Annotated in this window: 17 protein-coding genes; 12 read left to right on the top strand and 5 right to left on the bottom strand. The window is 71.4% G+C overall.

The window, feature by feature from the left end; translation table 11 throughout:
- The first annotated feature begins 19 nt into the window (after window positions 1–19).
- The 5 genes from ureA (at window position 20) to cimA (ending at window position 6,116) form a co-directional block, all read left to right on the top strand.
- Window positions 20–793, top strand: coding sequence for an urease subunit gamma (gene ureA, locus ACZ69M_RS28090; protein ID WP_470054080.1), 774 nt, complete (start codon window positions 20–22; stop codon window positions 791–793).
- Complete coding sequence (locus tag ACZ69M_RS28095) at window positions 790–2,466, top strand: urease subunit alpha (RefSeq protein WP_095852443.1); 1,677 nt, start codon at window positions 790–792, stop codon at window positions 2,464–2,466. The genes ureA and ACZ69M_RS28095 overlap by 4 nt, the downstream gene beginning before the upstream one ends.
- A 14-nt stretch (window positions 2,467–2,480) precedes the next feature.
- Complete coding sequence (locus ACZ69M_RS28100) at window positions 2,481–3,518, top strand: agmatine deiminase family protein (protein ID WP_470054082.1); 1,038 nt, start codon at window positions 2,481–2,483, stop codon at window positions 3,516–3,518.
- Window positions 3,519–3,598: 80 nt separating this feature from the next.
- The gene (locus ACZ69M_RS28105) at window positions 3,599–4,135 is read left to right on the top strand and encodes a TetR/AcrR family transcriptional regulator (RefSeq protein ID WP_079065152.1); all 537 of its coding nucleotides are present in this window, start codon (window positions 3,599–3,601) and stop codon (window positions 4,133–4,135) included.
- Between the two features lie 376 nt (window positions 4,136–4,511).
- A complete protein-coding gene (cimA, locus tag ACZ69M_RS28110) occupies window positions 4,512–6,116 on the top strand; it encodes a citramalate synthase (protein ID WP_470054084.1) in 1,605 nt (534 codons plus the stop codon).
- 629 nt (window positions 6,117–6,745) lie between these two features.
- Here the strand turns inward: cimA and ACZ69M_RS28115 are convergent.
- A complete protein-coding gene (locus tag ACZ69M_RS28115) occupies window positions 6,746–8,614 on the bottom strand; it encodes a ricin-type beta-trefoil lectin domain protein (protein WP_470054086.1) in 1,869 nt (622 codons plus the stop codon).
- A gap of 280 nt (window positions 8,615–8,894) precedes the next feature.
- Between ACZ69M_RS28115 and ACZ69M_RS28120 the strand changes: the two genes are divergently transcribed.
- Together ACZ69M_RS28120 and ACZ69M_RS28125 are read left to right on the top strand one after the other, a co-directional pair.
- Complete coding sequence (locus ACZ69M_RS28120; RefSeq protein ID WP_470054088.1) at window positions 8,895–11,912, top strand: glycoside hydrolase family 3 protein; 3,018 nt, start codon at window positions 8,895–8,897, stop codon at window positions 11,910–11,912.
- Between the two features lie 149 nt (window positions 11,913–12,061).
- Window positions 12,062–13,405, top strand: a complete 1,344-nt coding sequence (locus ACZ69M_RS28125) for a hypothetical protein (RefSeq protein WP_470054090.1) — start codon at window positions 12,062–12,064, stop codon at window positions 13,403–13,405.
- Between the two features lie 97 nt (window positions 13,406–13,502).
- On the opposite strand, the gene ACZ69M_RS28130 is transcribed toward ACZ69M_RS28125, so the two are convergent.
- Window positions 13,503–13,958, bottom strand: coding sequence for a MarR family winged helix-turn-helix transcriptional regulator (locus tag ACZ69M_RS28130; protein WP_403693612.1), 456 nt, complete (start codon window positions 13,956–13,958; stop codon window positions 13,503–13,505).
- Window positions 13,959–14,018: 60 nt separating this feature from the next.
- On the opposite strand from ACZ69M_RS28130, the gene ACZ69M_RS28135 reads away from it, so the two are divergent.
- A complete protein-coding gene (locus ACZ69M_RS28135) occupies window positions 14,019–15,065 on the top strand; it encodes an FUSC family protein (RefSeq protein ID WP_470054092.1) in 1,047 nt (348 codons plus the stop codon).
- Here the strand turns inward: ACZ69M_RS28135 and ACZ69M_RS28140 are convergent, their stop codons facing one another.
- The gene (locus ACZ69M_RS28140; RefSeq protein ID WP_470054094.1) at window positions 15,066–15,869 is read right to left on the bottom strand and encodes a response regulator; all 804 of its coding nucleotides are present in this window, start codon (window positions 15,867–15,869) and stop codon (window positions 15,066–15,068) included.
- Entirely contained in the window at window positions 15,866–17,056 is a 1,191-nt protein-coding gene (locus ACZ69M_RS28145) for a sensor histidine kinase (protein ID WP_470054096.1), read from the bottom strand. Before ACZ69M_RS28145 ends, ACZ69M_RS28140 begins: the two co-directional genes overlap by 4 nt.
- Before the next feature lie 158 nt (window positions 17,057–17,214).
- On the opposite strand from ACZ69M_RS28145, the gene ACZ69M_RS28150 reads away from it, so the two are divergent.
- Genes ACZ69M_RS28150 through ACZ69M_RS28165 form a run of 4 tightly spaced genes read left to right on the top strand, consistent with a single transcriptional unit; the run spans window position 17,215 to window position 20,991 of the window.
- The gene (locus ACZ69M_RS28150) at window positions 17,215–18,159 is read left to right on the top strand and encodes an ABC transporter ATP-binding protein (protein ID WP_470054098.1); all 945 of its coding nucleotides are present in this window, start codon (window positions 17,215–17,217) and stop codon (window positions 18,157–18,159) included.
- A complete protein-coding gene (locus ACZ69M_RS28155; RefSeq protein ID WP_470054100.1) occupies window positions 18,156–19,706 on the top strand; it encodes a DUF1349 domain-containing protein in 1,551 nt (516 codons plus the stop codon). The genes ACZ69M_RS28150 and ACZ69M_RS28155 overlap by 4 nt, the downstream gene beginning before the upstream one ends.
- The gene (locus ACZ69M_RS28160) at window positions 19,703–20,578 is read left to right on the top strand and encodes an ABC transporter permease (RefSeq protein ID WP_470054102.1); all 876 of its coding nucleotides are present in this window, start codon (window positions 19,703–19,705) and stop codon (window positions 20,576–20,578) included. Before ACZ69M_RS28155 ends, ACZ69M_RS28160 begins: the two co-directional genes overlap by 4 nt.
- A 50-nt stretch (window positions 20,579–20,628) precedes the next feature.
- The gene (locus ACZ69M_RS28165; protein WP_470054104.1) at window positions 20,629–20,991 is read left to right on the top strand and encodes a DUF4180 domain-containing protein; all 363 of its coding nucleotides are present in this window, start codon (window positions 20,629–20,631) and stop codon (window positions 20,989–20,991) included.
- A gap of 64 nt (window positions 20,992–21,055) precedes the next feature.
- On the opposite strand, the gene ACZ69M_RS28170 is transcribed toward ACZ69M_RS28165, so the two are convergent.
- The gene (locus ACZ69M_RS28170) at window positions 21,056–21,712 is read right to left on the bottom strand and encodes a class I SAM-dependent methyltransferase (RefSeq protein WP_470054405.1); all 657 of its coding nucleotides are present in this window, start codon (window positions 21,710–21,712) and stop codon (window positions 21,056–21,058) included.
- Window positions 21,713–21,771 lie beyond the last annotated feature (59 nt).

Below are 21,771 nucleotides of genomic sequence, written 5' to 3' on the forward strand. Positions count from 1 at the left end.
GGCAAGGAGGTGCCCGGACATGAGACTGACCCCCACGGAACGTGACCGGCTGCTGCTCTTCGGGGCCGCCGAGCTGGCCCGTGCCCGCCGGGCCCGGGGCCTCAGGCTGAACGTTCCCGAGGCGACCGCCCTCATCGCGGACACCGTGTGCGAGGCGGCCCGGGACGGGCGCCGGCTCGCCGAGGCGATCGCGGCGGCCCGGGCGGTGCTCGGCCCGGACGACGTCCTGCCGGGCGTCGCCGATGTCGTCACCGAGGTGCACGTCGAGGCCGTCTTCGACGACGGGTCCCGGCTCGCGGTCGTCAGCGACCCCCTCGGGGGCGGGCTGGGGGAGCGGGCGCCGGGCGCGCTGCTGCCGGGGCCGGCGCACGCCGAGCCCACCGCGGTCGTCCGGCTGACGGTCACCAACACCGCGACCGTGCCCGTCTCCGTCACCTCGCACTTCCACTTCTTCGAGACCAACCCGCGGCTCGACTTCCCGCGGGCGGCGGCCTACGGGATGCGGCTCGCGGTCCCCGCCGGGTCCTCCGTGCGCTTCGGACCGGGGGAGAGCATCGAGGTCGGGCTGCTGCCCATCGGCGGTGAGCGGATCGCCATCGGCTTCGCGGGGCTGGTCGACGGGCCGCTGGACGCGCCCGGGGCCAGGGAAGAGGCCCTGCGCAGGGCCGCCGCCTGCGGATACCTCGGGGCCGGGGGCGCCGGGGGCGCCGGGGACACCGGGAACAACGGGAACAACGGGGACACCGAAGATGCCGGGGACGTCGGGGAGAACGAGGGAGCTGAGCGGCGATGAATCCTTACGAGTACGCGGCCACCCACGGGCCCCGCGCCGGCGACCGCGTCCGCCTCGGTGACTCCGGGCTGACCATCCGCGTCGAGTCCGACGCCCAGCGCTACGGCGACGAGTTCCTCGCCGGCTTCGGCAAGACCGCCCGCGACGGACTGCACCTCAAGGCCGCCGCCGTCCGCGAGACCTGCGACGTCGTCATCAGCAACGTAGTGGTGATCGACGCGGCCCAGGGGATCCGCAAGGTCTCCATCGGCATCCGCGAGGGGCGGATCTGCTCGATCGGGCGGGCCGGGAACCCCGACACCCTCGACGGGGTCGACGTGGTGGTCGGTACGGGGACGTCGATCGTCTCGGGCGAGGGACTGATCGCCACCGCCGGAGCCGTCGACACCCACGTGCACCTGCTGTCGCCGCGCATCATGGAGGCCTCGCTCGCCTCCGGCGTCACCACGATCATCGGCCAGGAGTTCGGGCCGGTGTGGGGCGTCGGCGTCAACTCGCCCTGGGCGCTGCGCCACGCCTTCAACGCCTTCGACGCCTGGCCGGTCAACATCGGCTTCCTGGGCCGGGGTTCGTCCTCCGACGCCGCCCCCCTCGTCGAGGCCCTGGCCGAGGGCGGCGCGAGCGGCTTCAAGGTGCACGAGGACATGGGCGCCCACACCCGCGCCCTCGACACCGCGCTGCGCGTCGCCGAGGAGCACGACGTCCAGGTCGCCCTGCACAGCGACGGGCTGAACGAATGCCTGTCGGTCGAGGACACCCTGCGCGTCCTCGAAGGCCGGACCATCCACGCCTTCCACATCGAGGGCTGCGGCGGCGGTCACGTGCCGAACGTCCTGAAGATGGCGGGGGTCCCGAACGTCATCGGTTCCTCCACCAACCCCACCCTGCCCTTCGGCCGGGACGCGGTCGCCGAGCACTACGGCATGATCGTCTCCGTCCACGACCTGAAGACCGACCTGCCCGGCGACGCGGCCATGGCCCGCGACCGGATCCGCGCCGGGACCATGGGCGCCGAGGACGTGCTGCACGACCTGGGCGCGATCGGGATCACCTCCTCGGACGCGCAGGGCATGGGACGCGCGGGCGAGACCGTACGCCGCACCTTCGCGATGGCCGGAAAGATGAAGGCCGAGCGCGGCGCCCCGGCGGACGTGGACCACGACAACGAGCGCGTCCTGCGCTACATGGCCAAGCTCACCATCAACCCGGCCATCGCGCACGGACTCGCCCACGAGGTCGGCTCGATCGAGGTCGGCAAGCTCGCCGACATCGTCCTGTGGCGCCCGGAGTTCTTCGGCGCCAAGCCGCAGCTCGTCCTCAAGTCCGGCTTCCCGGCGTACGGCGTCGTCGGCGACCCCAACGCCGCCACCGACACCTGCGAACCGCTCGTCCTGGGGCCGCAGTTCGGGGCGCACGGCGCGACGCCCGCCGAGATCTCGGTCGCCTTCGTCGCCCAGGCCGCGCTCGACCAGGGCAATGACCTCATGCCGACGCGCCGGCGCCGGGTCGCCGTGCGCGGCACCCGCGGGATCGGCCCCGCCGACCTGCGCCTCAACTCCCGTACCGGATCCGTCGACGTCGACCAGCGCACCGGCCTGGTCACCCTCGACGGCGACCCGCTGCGCTCCGAGCCCGCCGACTCGGTCTCCCTCAACCGCCTCTACTTCCTGTGATGAAGGTGCACGTCATGACCCCTGCCGCCGACGGTTTCCGGATGCCCGCAGAGTGGACCCCGCACGAGCGCACCTGGATGGCGTGGCCGGGCCCCAACCCGACCTTCGACAACCCCGACGACCTCGCCGAGGCGCGTGCGGCCTGGGCGGCGGTGGCGCGCGCGATCCGCCGGTTCGAACCGGTGACGGTCGTGTGCGGGCCGGGCCAGTCGCAGACGGCCCGCGGGCTGCTCGGCCCGGACGTCGACACCGTCGAACGCGAGCTCGACGACGCCTGGATGCGTGACATCGGCCCCACCTTCCTCACCAACGGGAAGGGCGAGCTGGCCGCCGTGGACTGGACGTTCAACGGCTGGGGCGCCCAGGAGTGGGCCCGCTGGGAGAACGACGCCAGGATCGGCGCGTATGTCGCGGACCTCGCGGGGGCGAAGAGGTACGCCTCGAAGCTGGTCAACGAGGGCGGCGCGATCCACGTCGACGGCGAGGGAACCGTGCTCCTGACCGAGACCGTGCAGCTCGGCCCCGAGCGCAACCCCGACTGGACGCGCGAGCAGGTGGAGACGGAGATCCACGCCCACCTCGGCACCCGCAAGGCGATCTGGCTGCCGCGCGGGCTGACCGGCGACTACCCCCCGCACGGCTTCGGCACGCTCGGCCATGTCGACATCGTGGCCGCCTTCGCCCGCCCCGGAGTCGTGGTCGCGCACTCCCAGCCCGACCCGGCGCACCCCGACCACGAGGTGACCAAGGAGGTCATCGGCCTGCTCAAGGCCGCGACCGACGCGCGCGGGCGCCGCCTGGAGGTCGTCGAGGTCCAGGCGCCGACGATCCTGGAGGCCGACGGCCACTGGGCCGACTACTCCTACATCAACCACTACCTCTGCAACGGCGGCGTGGTCCTGTGCGGCTTCGACGACCCGCGCGACGAGCTCGCGGCGGGCATCTTCCGCAGGCTCTTCCCCGAGCGGACGGTGACACTGGTGGACGCACGTACGATCTTTGCCGGAGGCGGTGGCATCCACTGCATCACCCAGCAGCAGCCGAGGATCTGAACCAGGAGTCGCACGTGGCAGGGGACAGCGCGCCGCGGAGGAAGAACGCGCCTCCGCGCGAGGACGTGCTGGCAGCCGCCATGGACATGATCGCCGAGCGCGGTCTGGAGAAGCTCACCATGGCGGCGCTCGGCCGCGAGGTCGGCATGAGCAGCGGTCATCTCCTCTACTACTTCCATTCCAAGGACGAGCTGCTGCTGCAGACCCTGGAGTGGAGCGAGGGGCGGCTCGGTGCCGAGCGCGGCCGGTTGCTCGCCGCCCGGGGCACCGCCCGTGAGCGGCTCGACGCGTACGTCGACCTGTACGTCCCCGACGGCCACCGCGACCCGCACTGGACGCTCTGGCTGGAGGTCTGGAACCGCTCGCAGAACGCCGACGACGCCGCCCGTGAGCGGCAGGTCGCCATCGAGGGCGCCTGGCACCGCGACCTGGTCGCGCTGCTCGCCGAGGGTGTCTCGCGCGGCGAGTTCCGGCCGGTCGACCCGGACCGCTGCGCCGCCCGGCTGCGGGCCCTGCTCGACGGCTTCTCCATCCATGTGGCGATCGGACTGCGCGGCACGGACCGGGAGCGGATCCTGCGCCACGTGAGGGAGTTCCTGGACGAATCCCTGAGCTGACCGTTCCCGGCACGTATGTACGGGATCTGCGCACTGGCCGCGTCCCGCACCTCCCCGGCGCCTCGAAGCCGAAGGCGCGGCTCGCATCCTGAGACGACCCGTGAGGATGGGGGCGGTATGTGCCAGACTGCCCCCGTGCTCTCGTTCGCCATGATTATTGGCAGCAGGCGCGCCGGTCCGCAGTGACCGCCACGTACCACCACGTACGGGCGGACATCGTCGTCCTCGACCCGCGCGCAGACCTCTCGCACCCGCGAGAGGTTTTTCGTTTTCCTGGCCCACCTCAAGCCGGGAAGGGAGCGCGAGGGATCATTGGAGGACGGTGGAGCCGGTCATTCCGGTACAGACCGAGATCCGACATCAGGAGCCGAACACCATGACCGAAACCAGCGAGCTCGACGATTCGTTCCACGTCTTCGACACGACCCTGCGCGACGGCGCGCAGCGTGAGGGCATCAACCTCACCGTGGCGGACAAGCTGGCCATCGCACGGCACCTGGACGACTTCGGCGTGGGCTTCATCGAGGGCGGCTGGCCCGGCGCCAACCCGCGCGACACCGAGTTCTTCGCCCGCGCCCAGCAGGAGATCGACTTCAAGCACGCCCAGCTGGTCGCGTTCGGCGCCACCCGCCGGGCGGGCGGCAAGGCGAGCGAGGACCCGCAGGTCAAGGCCCTTCTCGACTCCGGCGCCCAGGTGATCACCCTGGTCGCCAAGTCCCACGACCGCCACGTCGAACTCGCGCTGCGCACCACCCTCGACGAAAACCTGGAGATGGTCCGCGACACGGTCTCCCACCTGTGCTCGCAAGGCCGCCGCGTCTTCGTCGACTGCGAGCACTTCTTCGACGGCTACCGCGCGAACCCCGAGTACGCGAAGGCGGTCGTCCGCGCGGCCTGGGAGGCGGGCGCCGACGTCGTCATCCTCTGCGACACCAACGGCGGCATGCTCCCCGCCCAGGTCCAGGCGGTCGTCGCCACGGTCCTCGCCGACACCGGCGCCCGGCTCGGCATGCACGCCCAGGACGACACGGGTTGCGCGGTCGCCAACACGCTGGCCGCCGTCGACGCGGGCGCGACCCACGTGCAGTGCACCGCGAACGGCTACGGCGAACGGGTCGGCAACTCGAACCTGTTCCCGGTCGTGGCCGCCCTGGAACTGAAGTACGGCAAGAAGGTCCTCCCTGACGGCGCCCTGCGCGAGATGACCCGCATCTCGCACGCGATCGCCGAGGTCGTCAACCTCACCCCCTCCACGCACCAGCCCTACGTCGGCGTCTCGGCCTTCGCCCACAAGGCGGGCCTGCACGCTTCCGCGATCAAGATCGACCCGGACCTCTACCAGCACATCGACCCCGAGCAGGTCGGCAACACCATGCGGATGCTGGTCTCCGACATGGCGGGCCGCGCGTCGATCGAGCTCAAGGGCAAGGAACTCGGCATCGACCTCGGCGGTGACCGCGAACTCGTGGGCCGCGTCGTGGAACGCGTCAAGGAACGCGAGCTCAAGGGCTACACGTACGAGGCCGCGGACGCCTCCTTCGAACTCCTGCTCCGCGAGGAGGCGGAGGGACGGGCCCGCTCGTACTTCCAGGTCGAGTCCTGGCGCGCGATCGTCGAGGACCGCCCCGACGGCACCCACGCCAACGAAGCCACCGTCAAACTCTTCGCCAAGGGTGAGCGCATCGTCGCCACGGCGGAGGGCAACGGTCCGGTGAACGCCCTCGACCGTGCCCTGCGGGTCGCCCTCGAAAAGATCTACCCTCAGCTCGCCAAGCTGGAGCTCGTCGACTACAAGGTCCGCATCCTCGAAGGCAAGCACGGCACCCAGTCCACCACCCGCGTCCTCATCTCCACGTCCGACGGAGCGGGGGAGTGGTCCACGGTGGGCGTCGCGGAGAACGTGATCGCGGCGTCCTGGCAGGCACTGGAGGACGCGTACACGTACGGCCTGCTGCGCGCGGGCGTGGAACCGGCGGAGTAGCCGCCCCCCCGCCCGGCCGGTCCGCTTGTCCGGCGGCCGGGCGGGGGCTGGTCGCGCAGTTCCCCGCGCCCCTGAAGACCGCGGGTCGTCCGGCGATCGAGGGCTGAGCCGGAGGAGGTACCCCGCCCACCCCGGCGCGCGCCCTTGAGCCCGTCCGGCGTTCGGGGACGGGGTGGGGGGCCGATGCCCACCCACCCCCGTCCTCCCACCCGCCTCGGCCCGCCCCCCCAGCCCGTCTGGCGTCGGAGGACGGGGTCGGAGGTCGATGCCCCACCCACCCCCGGTCCCTCCACCGGGGCCCGCATCTTTCAGCCCGTCTGGCGTCGGAGGACGGGGTCGGAGGTCGATGCCCCACCCACCCCCGGTCCCTCCACCGGGGCCCGCATCTTTCAGCCCGTCCGGCGTTAGAGGACGGGGTCGGAGGCCGAGGCCGGGGGCCGATGCCCACCCACCCCCGGTCCCTCCAACCCCGGCCCGTATCTTTCAGCCTGTCCGGCGTTTGAGGACGAGGCCGTTCAGGCCGTGCGGGGGTCCAGGGGGCGCAGCGCCCCTGGCGGGGTGGAAGGGGCGGAGCCCCTGGGGATGGGACGGGTAGGGGCGGCGGGGGCGAGGAAACAGGGCGAGCCCCGTCAGCGCAGCGCCCACTTCTGATTGGCCGCCCCCGTACAGGACCAGATCTGCGCCCGAGCCCCATTCACCGCCGAGTTGCCCGTCACATCCAGACACTTACCCGCCGCCGAATTGACCACGTCACCCGTCGACCCGTTGTACGACCACCGCTGCGCCCCGGTCCCATTGCAGTCGTAGAGCTGAACCTTCGCCCCATCAGCCGTGGACGCCGACGTCACGTCGAGACACTTGCCCAGCGCCTGGACCGACCCGTCCCCCGCCACCGTCCACCGCTGCGCGTCCGAGCCATTGCAGTCGTACAGCTGAACCGCCGTACCGTTCGCCGACGACCCCCCGGCCACATCAAGACACTTCCCCGCGAGCCCCACGAACGCCCCCGTCTGGCCACCCCCACCGACCTGCTCCCCAGCCCAGGTGAACGTCGCGGACGTCTTCCCCGGCAGCGAGTACGTCGCGTGCTGCGAGCCCCAGTTGATGGTCACGGTCTTCGCGGACGAGGAGTCGTTGTAGGCGATCAGCGCCTTGGAACCGTCAGGATTGCGCCACGCCACGTTCGGCACGGACGTACTCGCCGTAGAGGCCACCCGCTGCGCCCCCGGCCGCACGAACTTCGTCAACTGTCCCATCGTGTAGTACTCGATCGTGTAGTCGACCTGCCCACTCGCCCCATCCCCGTTGTGGACGGTGATCAGCCCGGAGCAGGTCCCGCACCCCCCGTTGTGCGGCCCCCGGTTCTGATCGACGGCCAGCGACCACTTCGTCACCGACTTCGCCCAGTTCCGCGTGTAGTCGACGATGTTGAGCATGTCCTCGCGCTGCTGGTTGGCGATCCAGGTGCCGCCGGAGTGCTCCGTCCCGAAGGCGTCCACCCCCGGGTACTGGTTGTGCACGCTCGTCTGTTTGCCCACGTCCCCGCCGTACCCGTGCCAGGCGATCCCTCCGAAGTTCGGATGCGCGCGCACGGCCGCGTCGTCGACGGTCTGGGCGGCGTACGAGTCGTACACGTCCCAGTTCCAGTCGTGCGCCAGCACCTTCGTGGACAGCCCCGCCGCCTGCAGCTTCGGCAGCAGCTCACTCTTCGTGAAGTACGCGAGCCCCGACGCGTTCCAGCTCATCGACGGATACCCCGAGCAGCACGTCGGCTCGTTCTGCGCCGTGACGTAGGAGACCGGCACCCCCTGGTCCCGGTACGCCTGGAGGTACTTGACGAAGTACGAGGCGTACGCCCCGTAGTCCTCCGCCTTCAGCCAGCCCCCGTTGAGCTGCCCGCTGTCCTTCATCCAGGCGGGCGCGGTCCACGGCGAGGCCATCACGGTGAGCGAGGGGTTCAGCTGGAGCGCCTGCCTGGTCAGCGGCACCACGTCGGCCAGATCGTGCGCGATCGAGAACGACGAGAGGGACGGATCGCTCTGCCCGGCCGGCACGTCGTCGTACGTGTACCCGTACCGGGCGAGATCGGACGCGCCCATCGGATTCCGCAGGAACGAGAGCCCGATGCCCTCGGCCGGCGAGAACAGCTTCCGCATCGTCGCGTCCCGGGTGGCTCCCGACAGCGCCCCGCTGCTGTTCATCAGCCAGGCCGCGGTGTCGGTGAAGGACGCGCCGCCGCCCGTGAAGGTCTGGTAGCGGGTGTTCTCGTCGATGGTGATGTTCTCGCCGCCGCCACCGGTACCGGCCTGGAAGGCGAACGGCGTCTGGGCCTGGAGCCCGCGCACGACATGGCGTCCGCCGTCGTCGTCCGTCGTGGTCAGCCAGGCCGTGACGGGTTCGCCCGCGGCGTGCGCGGGCGCCGCCGTGAGAGTGGTCAGCCCGGCGGTGGTGAGCAGTCCGGCGAGAAGAAAACGGACCGCCCGAGTGGGTCTCCTCATGACGCGTCGCCCTTCTGGGTGTGGGGGAGGGGGCGTGCGAGCCGTGAGTAAATGACGGCTTCGGGTCCACGTCAAGGGGTCTCGCGTTCAGAGCGTGAAAGAACAACTGCCCTGATCCGGCCGCTCATTGCCCGTGTACCGGTTCTGACGTGAAGTCTTGACGGCCTCCCGGGACGCCAGTTAACTCACGCCGTGATCTAAGTCGTAAGAGACCACCGGAGATGCCGTCAGGCGCCCGGTCAGGCAACACCAGGGACTACGTAGAGTCGAGGGAAGGTCCATGCGAAGAACCGCCCTGCTCGCCTCCGCCGCTTTGCTCACGGGGCTGCTGCCGCTCCTTTCGGCCGGAGCGGCCACGGCCGACGAACCGGCCCCCGTCCCCGTCGACCGCTTCGAGGGCGAGGTCCCCTTCGCCAATCCCCCCGCCGGGGGCCTGTTCACCTGGGGCGGTGACGCGGACGACCCGCCCGCGCTCGCCCTGACCGCCCGTACCGACGCCCCCGAGGGCGCCAAGGTCCTCTCCGGCACCTACGACATCAGCGGTTACGGCGGCTTCACCCACGACTTCGCCTTCGACCAGCCGGCCCACGACTGGTCGGCCCACAAGGGCATCCGCTTCTGGTGGGACGGCCAGAACAACGCCAAGAAGGTCGCCTTCGAGATCAAGGACGGCGGTGCCAACGGCGAGGCCTCCGAGCTGTGGACGACGTCCTTCACCGACGACTTCACCGGCTGGAAGCAGATCGAGATCCCCTTCACCGACTTCACCTACCGTACGGACTACCAGCCCGTCGGCGGCATCGACCAGGTCCTCGGCCTCACCCAGATGTGGGGGTACGCCCTCACGCTCCCGGTCGGCGTCAAGGGCCGGTTCGCCATGGACGACGTCGAGTTGTACGGCAAGGCCGATCAGTCCCTGCGCGCCTCCGTCACCGCCGACTCCGCCGTCCACCCGGTGAAGGAGGGAGCGACGGCGACGGTGAAGCTCTCCGTCGCCACCACCGGAGCCGCCCCGATCGACGAACCCGTGACCGTCGCCTACGAGAGCGCGGGCGGCACCGCCGAGCCCGGCAAGGACTACACGCCGGTCAAGGGCGAGATCACCTTCCCGGCGGGCACCACCTCCGGCACCTCCCGCACCATCCAGGTCCCGACGCTGCGCGACAAGTCCGCCGAACCCGCCGAGACGATCCCCCTGAAACTCACGGTCACCGGTGCGAAGGCCCCCGCCGAGACCCCGCAGATCGTCATCGACGCCCACGGCCTGCCGTACCTGGACCCGAAACTGCCCGTGAAGAAACGGGTCGCCGACCTCGTGTCCCGCATGTCCCTGGAGGAGAAGGCCGGGCAGATGACCCAGGCCGAACGCGGCGCGCTCACCACGCAGGGCGACATCGCGACGTACGACCTCGGCTCGCTCCTGTCCGGTGGCGGCTCGACCCCGACGCCCAACACCCCTGAGGCCTGGGCGAAGATGATCGACGCCTTCCAGCTCCGGGCGCAGGCGACACGGTTCCAGATCCCGCTGATCTACGGCGTGGACGCGGTGCACGGCCACAACAACCTCACCGGCGCGACGATCATGCCGCACAACATCGGCATCGGCGCGACCCGTGATCCCCAGCTGGCCGAGCGGACAGGCTCCGTGACGGCGGCCGAGGTGCGCGCCACCGGCATCCCCTGGGACTTCGCCCCCTGCCTCTGCGTCACCCGCGACGAACGCTGGGGCCGCTCCTACGAGTCCTTCGGCGAGGACCCCGCGCTCGTCGAGTCCATGGAGACGATGATCCAGGGCCTCCAGGGCGCCGCGAACGGCAAGGACCTGAAGGACAACGACAAGGTACTGGCCACGGCCAAGCACTTCGTCGGCGACGGCGGCACGGAGTACGGCTCGTCCACGACTGGCTCGTACACCATCGACCAGGGCGTCACGAAGGTCACCCGGCAGCAGCTGGAGGCCGTCCACCTGGCGCCCTACCAGACCGCGGTCGACCGTGGCATCGGCTCGGTCATGCCGTCCTACTCCTCACTCGACATCCTCGGCGACGGCCAGGGCCCGGTGAAGATGCACGCCCGCGCGGACATGATCAACGGCGTGCTCAAGGACCGCATGGGCTTCGACGGATTCGTCATCAGCGACTGGCAGGCCATCGACCAGATCCCCGGCGACTACGCGTCCGACGTCCGTACGTCGATCAACGCGGGCCTGGACATGATCATGGTTCCGTACGCCTACAAGGACTTCCGTACGACACTGGTCGACGAGGTACGGGCGGGACGCGTCAGCGAGGCGCGGGTGAACGACGCCGTGTCCCGCATCCTCACCCAGAAGTTCAAACTCGGCCTCTTCGAGAAGCCGTACGCGGACACGAGCGGCGCGGCGGCGATCGGCTCCGCCGGTCACCGGGCGGTCGCCCGAGAGGCGGTGGCCAAGTCCCAGGTCCTCCTGAAGAACGCGGCCGGTGTACTGCCCCTGAAGAAGTCCCAGAAGGTGTACGTGGCCGGTTCGAACGCCGACGACCTCGGCAACCAGACCGGCGGCTGGACGATCACCTGGCAGGGCGCGTCCGGGAAGCACACGGACGGTACGACGATCCTGCAAGGCATGCGGAACGCCGGCGGTGACGTCACGTACTCGAAGGACGCCTCAGCCCCGACGTCCGGCTACGACGTGGGTGTGGTCGTCGTGGGCGAGACCCCCTACGCGGAGGGCGTCGGCGATGTGGGCAACGGCAACGACCTCGCTCTGACCCCCGCCGACCAGGCCGCCGTGGACAAGGTGTGCGCGGCCATGAAGTGCGCGGTCCTGATCGTCTCGGGCCGCCCGCAGCTCATCGGCGACCGCCTGGGTGAGATCGACGCCCTGGTGGCCTCGTGGCTGCCCGGCACGGAGGGCGACGGCGTGGCGGACGTCCTGTACGGCAAGCGCGCCTTCACCGGCCAGCTCCCCGTCACCTGGCCCAAGTCGGAGACCCAGCTTCCGATCAACGTCGGCGACGCGTCCTACGATCCCCAGTTCCCCTACGGCTGGGGCCTGACCACACTCACGAAGGTTCCCGGGGGCGGCGAGGCCACGCTCAAGGCCCTCACCCTCCTCGCCCGGACCGCGGACCGAACCGGCTCGGCGCGACTGGGCCGCGCCGCGGTCACCCAGGCCCGCCTCCTGGTCCAGCAGAGCACAGGCTCGACCATCACCCCAGCCCTCGCCAAACCCTTCGCGGAAGCCGACCACCTCCTCCTGACCGCCCACTACACCCAGGCCCTGACGAAACTCCTCCAGGCCTACCGAGCCAGATGACGGCCAGAGGCTGATGCGCGGCGGGGGCGTGGGGGCTGATCGCACAGCTCCCCACGCCCCTGGCCGGGGTTTCGCCCCGCCTCTGGGGCCACCCCACCCCCACCAACCCCAATGCCCAGTTTTGCGCACGTTCAGGTAGCTTCGGAGATATGAAGGCCGCACTGATCCGAGGACTCCCCGGACTGCTGATCGCGCTGGCACTCGCCGCCCTCACGGCACTCACTCTCACCGCATCCCCCGCCCACGCGACCACCGACGTGGGAACAGTCGCGGCAGCTCTCCGCAAGAGCCCCGTCTACGTGGACCCGGCAGCCTCCGCGCAACTCTCCAAGGCGGACGCCGACACCCTGGCCAAGAAGATCAAGAACGCGAACAAGCCCGTCTTCGTGGCCGTCCTCCCCGCGGACTTCCCCACCCAGAACCTCTTCCAGAACCTCCGCACCGACACCGGCATCACCGGCCTGTACGCCATCAGACTGGGCACCCGCTTCGACGCCCGCGCCGACGCCGCCGTCATGCCCCGCACCGCCGTCCAGAACCTCGTCACCAGCGTCAAGGGCGAACCCACGAAGACGCAGCTGAACAACTTCACGGACCGCGCCCTGGCCAACATCAACGGCTCGGCCCCCAAGAGCTGGGGCTCGGCCGACGGAAACGGCGTCTCCGCCGGCACCCTCATCGCGGTGGCCGCGGTAGCCGTGGCCGGCGGCGCGGGCGCCTACACCCTCGTGCGCCGCAACCGCCGCCGCAAAGAACAGGAACAACAGGAAGCACTGGACAAACTCCGCGTGGTCGTCGACGAGGACATCACCGCGTTCGGCGAGGAACTCGACCGGCTCGACTTCCACCCCGCCGAAGCCGGCGCCGACGACGCGATGCGCGCCGACTACGAACGCGCGCTCGACGCCTACGAACAGGCGAAGTCGTCCATGGCGGCGGCCCGCCGCCCGGAGGACGTACGCGCCGTCACCCAGTCCCTGGAGGACGGCCGCTTCTCCCTCGCGCTCCTGTCCGCCCGTCGCGAGGGCAGGCCCCTGCCCGAACGCCGCGCCCCCTGCTTCTTCGACCCGCGACACGGCCCGTCGGTCGCCGACGCGACCTGGACCCCGGCAGGCGGCGCTCCCCGCGAGGTCCCGGTCTGCGCGGCGGACCAGGCCCGTCTGGCGGACGGCCGCGCCCCGGCGGTCCGCGAGGTCGACACCGACTACGGCCGCCGCCCGTACTGGGACGCCGGCCCGGCCTACGGCCCCTGGGCGGGCGGCTACTTCGGCGGCGGCCTGCTCCCCGGCCTCCTCGTCGGCACCCTGCTGGGCAGCGTGATGGCCACCCCCTCCTACGCGTCCGACTACGGCTCCGGTTACGGAGACTTCGGCGGATACGGCGGCGGTGACGTCTCCGGCTCCGACTTCGACCCCGGCGACTTCGGCGGCGGTTTCGGGGACGGCGGTGGCGGCGACTTCGGCGGCGGAGGAGACTTCGGCGGCGGCTTCTGAAACGAGTGCTTCTGAAGCGAGTGCTTCTGAAACGAAGGCTTCTGAAACGCGGCAGTCCCCGACAGATCTGAAGCACAGCCGTCCCGGACAGGGGCTTCTACAGCGCGGCCGTCCCGGACGAAGTCCCCCGAGGCTCGGTATCCGCAAGGCGGTCCATCAGCGCCCCCGCCAGTCGCAACACCTCACATTCGGTCTCGTTCAACGTGCCGAGCGCCTCCGCCAGCCAGGCATCCCGCTCAGCCATGTCATGCTCCAGCGCCCGCAGCCCCTCCGCGGTGAGCGTCAGCAGGGACTGGCGCCGGTCCGCGCTGTCGGCCGTCCGCGCGATCAGCCCGTCCGACTCCAGCTCGGCGAAGACCCGGGTCAACGACTGCGGCCGCTGCCGCTCGGCCGCCGCGACCTCGCCGGGCGTCGCCGCCCCGTGCCGACGCAGGTGTCCCAGCACCCCCAGCTGATTCGGACTGAGGCTGCCCTCGCCCCGCTCCTGCCGCAGCCGCCGGTTGAGCCTGACGACACCACGCCGGACCTGGGCTGCATAGGAGAGATGATCCATCCATTTATCGTAAGCTAAAACTTACTACTCATCACTCCAAATCCCCCTACCATCGGCACTATGCCCGGCAAACACATACGCAATGCTTACGAGGCGGCGCTGACCATGACGGCCGTGCTGCTCTCCTACTCCCTCGCCCTGTGGCTGGAGGACGCCGCCGCACTGCACACGGACGTCCTCGTCCTCGCGGTCGCGCTGACCCTCACCCTGGCCCGCACCCAACGGACCGCCGACGCCCGCCGCCGCCTCATGGCCTGCGTCCTGCTGCCCGCCCTGGCCGGTGCGGCGACCCTGCTCGGCCACCTGATCGCCGACCACTACGCACTCGGCGCCGCGGTTTTCACCCTCGCCATCTCCCTGCCGATCTGGATCCGCCGCTTCGGCCCGGCCGCGACGAAGGCGGGCACGCTGATGACCTTGCCGCTGGTCGCCCTGCTCGTCGTCCCCGGCCCCGCGCTGCCGCCCGGGGCCCAGAGCGCGCTGGTGAACTGGGGCTGGTCGGCGGTGACCGGGCTGCTGGCATGCGGCTGCGTCTGGCTGGTCCAGATGTCCGCCGACCGCCTCGGCCCCTGGCACCCCGACCCGGAACCGGACCGCCCCCGACGAGCCTCCCGACTGCGCCCCGTCCCCAGCACCCGCATGGCGTGGCAGATGGCCGCCGCCGTCGCCGCTGCCTTCAGCCTCGGACGGCTCCTCTTCGACCACCACTGGCCGTGGATGGTCCTGACCGTGTACGTGGTCGCGAGTGGCAACCGCGGCCGAGCCGACGTCATACGCAAGGGAGTCGAACGCCTGGTCGGCGCCTGCGCCGGCACACTGCTCGCCACCGTGGTGGCCGCCGCCGGCATCACCGGCCGGACCTCCGTCGTCCTGATCTTCGCCGTACTGGCCGTCGCCCTGTGGCTCCGTCCGCTGAACTACGCCTACTGGGCCGCCGGCATGACCACCGCCCTCTCCCTCCTTCTCGGCTACTTCGGCCAGGACGCGCAGGACCTGCTGCCCACCCGTCTCGGGGCGATCGCGGTCGGCGCGGTCCTGGCGGTCGCGTCGGCCTGCTGCGTTCTGCCGGTCCCACGCCGCCGGGCACCGGCCCCCAGCCCCGCCTGACTAACCCCGCAACCCCTGTCCACGCAGTCCCTCCCCTTTCGCTCTCATCCCGCGCTCGCCCTCCCCCCGCGGATCCTGCCTCCCGAACGCCTCCGGAGCCGCCGCACGCGGCACGACCAGCCCCGTCTCGTACGCCGTCACGACCGCCTGTGTACGGTCGCGCAGCCCCAGCTTGGACAGCACTCGGCTGACATGCGTCTTCACCGTCTCCTCGCCCACGTGAAGCCGCGCGGCGATCTCCGGGTTGGACAGCCCTTCCGCCAGCAGCCGCAACACCTCCGTCTCGCGCGGGGTGAGCACGCCGAGCGTCGTCCCCGTCGGCGCCCTGGGCTTGAGCCGGGCGAACTCGGCGATCAGCCGCCGGGTGATGACGGGCGCGAGCAGCGCCTCCCCGGCGGCCACGACCCGTACCGCCTCGAACAGCCGCTCCGCCGTCACGTCCTTCAGCAGGAACCCGCTCGCCCCGGCCGCCAGCGCGTCATACACATGCTCGTCCAGGTCGAAGGTGGTGAGGATGAGCACGCGCGGCGCGTCCCCGGCCTCCGGTCCCATCAGCTCGGCGGTGGCCTGGATCCCGTCCATGACCGGCATTCGTACGTCCATGAGAACCACGTCGGGACGCCGCTCCTGGCAGACCCGCACCGCCTCGGCGCCGTCGCGCGCCGTGCCGACGACGGTGAAGTCCGCCTGGGTGGCGAGAAGCCCGGCGTACCCGGCGCGCACCACCTCGTGGTCGTCGGCCACCACGATCCGCACGGCAGGAACCCGTCCTTCGGCTTCCGAGTCCTCTACAGTGGTCGTCATACGAGAGCCTCCGCCCGCACCGGCAGCCGCGCCTCGACCAGGAAGCCACCGCCACGCGCCGGACCGGTGCACAGGGTGCCGCCGACCGTGGCGGCCCGCTCGCGCATGCCGAGCAGGCCGTGCCCGGCGGTCGGGGACGCGGGCCCCGGCCCGTTGTCGCGCACGCGGATCACCAAGTCGTCCCGCGCGTAACGAAGTTCGACATCGACGGCGGCACCCGGAGCATGCCGGCGGGCGTTGGTGAGGGCCTCCTGCACGATCCGGTAGGCGGTGACCTCGATGCCCGGGTCGAGCGGGGCGACCGGCCCGCTGACGATCAGCCGCGTACGGGAGCCGGAGGCGTCCCGGGACTCGTCGACGAGCTCCAGGAGCTGGCGCAGCCCCGGCTGCGGACGCCGGTTGACCCCCGTGTCGGCGTCCTCCCGCAGCACCCCCAGCAGGCGCCGCATCTCCGTCAGCGCGCTCCGCGCGGTGTCCCCGATGGCGAGCAGCCGGGTGGCACCGTCGGCAGGGAGCCCTGCCGTGGTCAGCCGGGCCGTCTCCGCCTGCACGGCGATCATCGAGATGTGGTGCGCGACCACGTCGTGCAACTCCCTCGCGATGCGCGCCCGTTCACCCCGTGCGGCGTGGGCGAGGAGCGTGTCCGCGAAGGCCCGCTCCGTCGCGCTGTGGGCCAGCGCGGCGCTGCGGACGTGGTGCGTGATGCCCGTCGCGGCCGCCGCCGAGGCGAGCGTGGCCACCAGCACGGCCATCACCCGGGTGGTGAGGTCGTCCTGACTGACGAGGGCCAGCACGACGTACGGCACGACGAGCATTCCGCTGAGCCGGGGCGCCCCCGCTCGTCCCAGCCAGTACACCGAGGCCAGCTGGGCCGCCACCCCCGCCAGCGTGAGGGTGCGGAACGGCGCCAGCGCCAGCACGCCCGCCGAGGTCACGGCCACGGCGGCCCCAGCCCGCGCCGGCAGGACCCGGTCGGTGCCGAGCACGAAGGTGAGTGGCAGGGTGGTGCAGACCCCGAGCAGCAGGGCGAGCGACAGGTTGTCGCGCGGACCCCCGAGTCGGATCAGGACCTCGGCGCAGGCGAGGAGCGCGAGGGCGACCGGGTAGGTCACGGAGGCGGGGAAGTGCCGCAGCAACTTCCGCACCCCCGCGATTCCTTCGCCGCGTCGCGCCGTGTCCTCGCCCATGCCGCCATTGTGCCGTCGGACGCGCCGCGGCGCGTCACCCTGGGGTTTCTCCCTCACACGGGGGACCCGGCCCACGATCCGTCCCTCGTGACAGGGGCGCCGAAGACGGCTCCGTGGCGGGACGACGCCGAGGCCCGCCCGTCCCTAATCTCGCTGGCATGAGCGATGCAACGATCGAAGTCCAGGACCTGCGCAAGCGGTTCGGGCGGACCGTCGCGGTCGACGGACTCACCTTCACCGTCCGGCCGGGACAGGTCACCGGTTTCGTGGGTCCGAACGGGGCGGGCAAGTCCACCACCATGCGGGCCGTGCTCGGCCTGGACACTCCCGACGAGGGTCGCGCCCTCATCGGCGGCCGTCCCTACCACGCCCTGCGCTCACCGCTGTTGGAGGTCGGCGCGCTCCTCGACGCGGCCGCCCTGCACCCCAGCCGGCGCGGACGCGACCATCTGCGCTGGCTGGCGCACTCGCACGGGCTGTCCCTGCGCCGGGTCGACGAGGTGCTCGAACAGGTGGGCATGGACCAGGCCGCCCGCCGCCGCGCGGGCGGCTACTCACTCGGTATGCGCCAGCGCCTGGGCATAGCGGCCGCGTTGCTCGGAGACCCTCCGGTGCTCCTGCTCGACGAACCGGTCAACGGCCTCGATCCCGAGGGCATCCAGTGGATCCGCGGCCTGCTGCGCCGGCTGGCCGGGGAGGGCCGCGCCGTCCTGGTCTCCAGCCACCTCATGAGCGAGCTGGAGGACACCGCTCACCACCTGCTGGTCGTCGGCCGTGGCCGCCTCATCGCGGACACCTCCGTCGCCACCCTGCTCGCCGCCGCGTCCGGCGGCCGCGTGGCCCTGCGCACGGGCGCCCGCACGGAGGCGATGGAGCTGCTCACCCGGGAGGGCGGCACGGTCGCGGTCACCAGCGCCGACACCCTCACGGTCACCGGTCTGCCCGCGGAGCGGATCGTCGCGCTGCTCGCCGCGGCCCGCGTCCCCTTCGCCGAGGTCGGCGCGCACCGGGCCTCGTTGGAGGAGGCGTACATGGAGCTCACCAGGGACGCGGCGGAGTTCACGTCGACTCCGGAGCCGACGGACCGCGAGGTGACCCGATGACCTCGACCTTCACCCCCTACCGTTCTCCGCTCAAGCCCGCCCGCGAGGGATTCGGGCGCCTGTTGCGCGCGGAATGGAGCAAGTTCTGGACGGTACGCGTGTGGGTGCTGGCGCTCGCCGTGGCGGCCGCGGTCACGGTCGCGATCTCCCAGCTCGCCGCGAGCGGCTCCGTCGACGATTCCAACGAGCACCCGCTCACCGTCGGGCCCGACGGCACCCGCGTCAACGACACCTTCCACTACGTCCACCGGTCCCTCCCGGCGGACGGCGGCGTGACCGTCCGCGTGTCCGACCTGAAGGGCGGCGGCGGCCGGGACCCGGAGCCGTGGGCGAAGGCCGGCGTGCTGGTCAAGGCGAGCACGAAGGCCGGCAGTCCGTACGCGGCCCTGATGCTCACTCCCGACCACGGTGTCCGCCTCCAGTGGAACTTCACGCACGACAAGGCCGGCAGTGCCGCCTCCGGCACGGCCCCCCACTGGCTGCGCATGACCCGCTCGGGCACCCACCTGACCGGATACGAGTCCTCCGACGGCGCCCACTGGACGAAGGTCGGCGCGGTCACCCTGCCGGAGCTGCCGAACACGGCGCAGGCGGGCCTGTTCGTCGCCTCACCGCTGCACAACACTCTGCGCCGCTCGTTCGGTGGCACGTCGGCGACGGCCGGTAGCGCGACCGCAGGGGCGACTTTCGACCACCTGGCCCTGAGCGGTGCCACCTCGACCGGCTCGGCCGCCTGGACGAGCACGGACGTGGGCGCCCCCGATCCGAACGACCCGGACACCCCGCAGTCCGGCCCCGCCCGCGTCGAGCCTGGCACCACCGCCGTCTCGGCGACCGGTGTCTACACCCTCACCGGCCAGGGAGACATCGCCCCCGAGGACACCGGCGGCGACGTCGTCCAGATGAGCTTCCAGGGCGTCTTCGTGGCCGTTCTCTTCATGGTCGCCCTGGGGACCCTGTTCATCACGACCGAGTACAAGCGCGGCATGATCCGTACGACGTTCACGGCGACCCCGCGCCGGGTGCGGGTCCTCACCGCGAAAGCCCTGGTGATCGGGAGCATCACCTTCGCCGTCAGCCTGCCGGCCACGGCGATCGCCTTCCTCCTGGCCCAGCGCACGATGCGTTCCCAGGGCTTCGCGCCACCCGCCTACCCCGACCTGTCACTCCTCGACTCGCCCGCCCTGCGCGCGGTGGTGGGCAGCGCGGCACTGCTGTCCCTGGTGGCGGTCCTCGCCCTCGCCCTGGGAGCGATACTCCGCAACAGCGCGGGCGCGATCACGGCCGTCGTGGTCCTGGTGATCCTGCCGCAGATCCTCGCCTTCGCCCTCCCGCTCCCGGTCGGGCAGTGGCTGCTGCGTGCGACGCCGGCCGCGGCTTTCGCGGTCCAGCAGGGCAAGACGTACTACCCCCAGGTGCAGCACAACTGCCTGCCGGAGAGCGGCTGTTACCCCATGGCCCCGTGGAACGGCTTCGCCGTGCTGTGTGCGTACGCGGCCGTGGCGCTCGCCCTCGCGGCCTGGCGCCTGCGCAGGAGGGACGTATGAGGCCTGCGAGGCCGGCATCCAGCGCCCACCCCGCGGGGCCCGCACCTCACCCCGCACCCCACCCTCTGCTCCGCACGCAGTCCGCACTTCGCGCACTCCACGCCGAGTGGACCAAACTCCGCACGCTGCCCAGCAGTTGGCTGCTGCTGGCCGCGACGGTGGCCCTGACCTTCGCGGTGGGCACTGCCGCAGTGTCCTCGGTCAGCACCCGGGAGTGCGCGAGCGCCGCGGCCTGCCACGAGGACACGGTGAAGCTAGCCCTGACGGGTGTGTGGCTGGGCCAGGCGACCGTCCTCGTCCTGGGCGCCCTGTCGATGGGGGCGGAGTACGGCACGGGCACGGTACGGACGACGCTGACGGCGATCCCGCGCCGGGCGAGGGTCCTGGCGTCGAAGGCGGCGGTGCTGGCCGCGGCGACGGGTGTCGCGGCCGGCACGGCGATCCTCGCCTCCCTCGCCACGGCCCGCTGGATTCTCCCGGCCAACGGCTTCACCCCTGAGGCGGGCTACCCCCTCCTCTCCCTCACCGACATCCCCACCCTCCGGGCTGCCCTCGGCTCCACCCTCTGCCTGATCCTCATAGCTCTCCTGGGCCTGGGGCTGGCGGTCCTGCTCCGCGATAGCGCGGCGGCGATCACCACAGGCCTGGGCGTCCTCTACGTGGTCCCGCTCATGACGGACCTCCTGGGCTCACCCACCTGGAAGGACCGCCTCGAACGCTGGGCCCCCATACCGGCGGGTCTCGCCATCCGGGCGACGAAGGACCTCGCCCGCCTGCCGATCGGCCCCTGGCCGGGGCTGGGGGTGCTGGCGGCATACGCGCTGGGGGTGCTGCTGGTGAGCGGCGCGACATTCACACGCCGGGACGCGTAGCCGGGAAATCCGTGGCCCACAGGGTGTCTTCACGCCTAGCCTCGATCCTCATGAGCACCCTGCAGACGATCCACGACGTACCCGTGATGATGTGTGCCGCCGAGGGCGAGGTCATCGGAAGCGAGGGCGACGTCCTGGATCTCATCGGCAACGCCTCCTACCAGGGTGCCCAGTGGGTGGTCATTCCCGCCGAGCGGTTCGACGAGGCCTTCTTTCAGCTGCGTACCCGCGTGGCCGGTGACATCGTCCAGAAGTTCGCCAACTACCGGATGGCACTCGCCGTCCTCGGCGACATCTCCCGCCACATGGAGGCCAGTTCGGCGCTGCGGGACTTCGTCCGTGAGTGCAACCGGGGGCGGCAGACCTGGTTCCTCACCGATGTCGAGGAACTGCGGGAACGCCTGAAGGGCTGACGAGTGAGGGGCTGACGGCTGAAGGGCCGGGCGTGTTGCGCGGTGGCGTTGCCGGCATCCGGCCTCATGACCGTTCAGGCTTTCGGGCGAGGAACGTGGCGACCGTCCTCTTGGCGCCCTCGCCGGGCTCCTGTACCAGCCGCGCGGTGACGACGAGCCCGGCCCGCTCCAACAGCTCGGCAACCCGGTCCGGCGGCACCAGGTAGGACTCGAAGGACACCGGATGGCCGCCGTACGCCTGCGTCGGACGCAGACGCTCTCCGGCTCCCACGTAACCGGCGATCATCAGACGGCCGCCGGCCGCGAGCGTGCGAGCGAACTCGGCGAACACGACGGGCAACAACTCCGGTGGCGTGTGGTGGACGGAGTAGTAGGCGAGGATGCCGCCGAGCTCGTCGTCCTCGAGGGGCAGCTCGGTCATCGACCCGACGGCGAAACGCAGCCCCGGGTGGGCCCGACGGGCCAGCTCGACCATCGCGGGCGAGAGGTCGATGCCGAAGACGGACACCCCCAGGTCGGCGAGATGGGCCGTCACCAGGCCGGGCCCGCATCCCAGGTCCGCGAGGGCGCCGACGCCGGCCGTCCGCACCATCTCGGCGAACGCGACGAGCATCGCGCGCGACAGCGGATCCAGCTGCGCCGGGGTCTTGACCCATTCGGCGTAGTCGGCGGCGACCCTGTCGTACGACTCCCGGACGGCGGCGAGGTAGGCGAGATCCATCACGCGGACGACAGTAGGGGAGAGCCCTCGACCTCCGTAACCACCAGGGCGTATGCGGG

This window comes from Streptomyces sp. NPDC107454, assembly GCF_055582885.1.

Excerpts from the sequence above, each read along its gene's own strand:
- ureA (WP_470054080.1), top strand. The coding sequence starts at position 20 with ATGAGACTGACCCCCACGGAACGTGACCGGCTGCTGCTCTTCGGGGCC.
- ACZ69M_RS28095 (WP_095852443.1), top strand. The coding sequence starts at position 790 with ATGAATCCTTACGAGTACGCGGCCACCCACGGGCCCCGCGCCGGCGAC.
- ACZ69M_RS28100 (WP_470054082.1), top strand. The coding sequence starts at position 2,481 with ATGACCCCTGCCGCCGACGGTTTCCGGATGCCCGCAGAGTGGACCCCG.
- ACZ69M_RS28105 (WP_079065152.1), top strand. The coding sequence starts at position 3,599 with ATGGACATGATCGCCGAGCGCGGTCTGGAGAAGCTCACCATGGCGGCG.
- cimA (WP_470054084.1), top strand. The coding sequence starts at position 4,512 with ATGACCGAAACCAGCGAGCTCGACGATTCGTTCCACGTCTTCGACACG.
- ACZ69M_RS28115 (WP_470054086.1), bottom strand. The coding sequence starts at position 8,614 with ATGAGGAGACCCACTCGGGCGGTCCGTTTTCTTCTCGCCGGACTGCTC.
- ACZ69M_RS28120 (WP_470054088.1), top strand. The coding sequence starts at position 8,895 with ATGCGAAGAACCGCCCTGCTCGCCTCCGCCGCTTTGCTCACGGGGCTG.
- ACZ69M_RS28125 (WP_470054090.1), top strand. The coding sequence starts at position 12,062 with ATGAAGGCCGCACTGATCCGAGGACTCCCCGGACTGCTGATCGCGCTG.
- ACZ69M_RS28130 (WP_403693612.1), bottom strand. The coding sequence starts at position 13,958 with ATGGATCATCTCTCCTATGCAGCCCAGGTCCGGCGTGGTGTCGTCAGG.
- ACZ69M_RS28135 (WP_470054092.1), top strand. The coding sequence starts at position 14,019 with ATGCCCGGCAAACACATACGCAATGCTTACGAGGCGGCGCTGACCATG.
- ACZ69M_RS28140 (WP_470054094.1), bottom strand. The coding sequence starts at position 15,869 with ATGACGACCACTGTAGAGGACTCGGAAGCCGAAGGACGGGTTCCTGCC.
- ACZ69M_RS28145 (WP_470054096.1), bottom strand. The coding sequence starts at position 17,056 with ATGGGCGAGGACACGGCGCGACGCGGCGAAGGAATCGCGGGGGTGCGG.
- ACZ69M_RS28150 (WP_470054098.1), top strand. The coding sequence starts at position 17,215 with ATGAGCGATGCAACGATCGAAGTCCAGGACCTGCGCAAGCGGTTCGGG.
- ACZ69M_RS28155 (WP_470054100.1), top strand. The coding sequence starts at position 18,156 with ATGACCTCGACCTTCACCCCCTACCGTTCTCCGCTCAAGCCCGCCCGC.
- ACZ69M_RS28160 (WP_470054102.1), top strand. The coding sequence starts at position 19,703 with ATGAGGCCTGCGAGGCCGGCATCCAGCGCCCACCCCGCGGGGCCCGCA.
- ACZ69M_RS28165 (WP_470054104.1), top strand. The coding sequence starts at position 20,629 with ATGAGCACCCTGCAGACGATCCACGACGTACCCGTGATGATGTGTGCC.
- ACZ69M_RS28170 (WP_470054405.1), bottom strand. The coding sequence starts at position 21,712 with ATGGATCTCGCCTACCTCGCCGCCGTCCGGGAGTCGTACGACAGGGTC.